The organism is Mesorhizobium sp. B1-1-5 (assembly GCF_006443065.1).
Lineage (GTDB): Bacteria > Pseudomonadota > Alphaproteobacteria > Rhizobiales > Rhizobiaceae > Mesorhizobium.
Genome location: NZ_VFWS01000454.1, coordinates 1 through 1,288 on the forward strand (window position 1 = coordinate 1; position 1,288 = coordinate 1,288).

Consider the following 1,288-nt stretch of genomic DNA (forward strand, 5'->3'; position numbering starts at 1 on the left):
ACCGCGCCGGCACCTCCGGCGAGCTGGTCGAGAGTGAGGGACTGACACGTTATCCTGTGATGACCGAAAAATTCCTGCTGGTGACGCCAAAGGGTTTTGCCGGCGATGTCGGTGACATCGTCAAGCTCTCCAAGAAGCTCGCCTTCGTGCGCTTCTCGCGCGAGACGCCGGTTGGCCTGCGCGTCGACCAGCATCTGAGCCGCCTGCGCATCGAGATCCCGCGTGCCATGGAAGGTGACCGCTCCAGCGTGGTGATGGCGCCGGTCGCGGCCGGCATGGGCTTTGCGATCCTGACGCCGACCCTGCTCATCGACGGGCTGGCGGAGGGTATGGAGATTGACGTCCATCCCTTGCCGTTCACCGGGCTGTCGCGCAACATCCTTCTGGTCGCGCGCGAGCGGGAGCTCGGAAACCTCCCCGAGGCTTTCGCCACGCGTACCGCGGAAGTGCTGACCAACGCGATCAGCACCCGCCTGCCTGGCCTTCCCGCCGACTGCTATGCCGTCGATCGCCCCTCGTCGCATGACTAATCAACTCCATCAGTTATCCTGATAAGGAAGTTTGGCGGTGTGCGCGCCGCGCATTCCGTGTTTTCAATCCAGGAGTTCGCAACACGGGAGACACGGCATGAACGCTCCGCACGTCCATTCCAACCTGGACATCGACTGGTCGACCGAGGCCATCGTCGATCGGCGGAACCGCTTCTATTCGGCCACGCAGCGCAAGTTCGTTCCTTACAAGGACCCGCTGATCCTCAAGCGCGGCAAGGGCCAGTATGTCTGGGACGAGAAGGATCGTAAATACATCGACCTGCTCGGCATGAACCTTTGCATCTCGGTCGGCCACGCGCATCCGCAGGTGGTCAAGGCGGCCACCGAGCAACTGGCGGAACTGACGCATTGCACGACGATGTTCTACCACCCGGTTCCGGCTCAGTACGCGGAGGAACTGGTGGCAACGATGCCGGCCGGTCACGATTGGGTCGTACATTTCACCAACAGCGGGGCCGAAGCGATCGATCTTGCGCTGCTGATGGCGCGCTCGCATACCGGCAACATCGACATGCTGGCGCTTGCCTCGAGCTATCACGGCGCCACTTTCGGCGCGCAGTCGGTGACCGGGATAGCGGGTTTTCGCCATCCCGTGCCCCAGCTTGGCGGGGTCACTTTCGTGGCCGAGCCCAACCAGTATCGCGGCATTCATGGCGAAGGCTTGCAGCCCTATCTCGACGAGGTCGAGCGCGCCATAGCGAGTTCAACCAGCGGCGGGCTGGCCGGCATGATTATCG

2 protein-coding genes are annotated in these 1,288 nt (G+C 62.8%); both read left to right on the forward strand.

All coding sequences use genetic code 11. The annotated features are described in order from the left end of the window. Nucleotides 1-530 (forward strand): LysR family transcriptional regulator substrate-binding protein (locus tag FJ980_RS32315; RefSeq protein WP_181181394.1); only part of this gene is annotated, 530 nt, incomplete at its 5' end. Nucleotides 531-627: 97 nt separating this feature from the next. Further along, the coding region (locus FJ980_RS32320) for an aminotransferase class III-fold pyridoxal phosphate-dependent enzyme (protein WP_140547530.1) at nucleotides 628-1,288 on the forward strand (661 nt) is incomplete at its 3' end.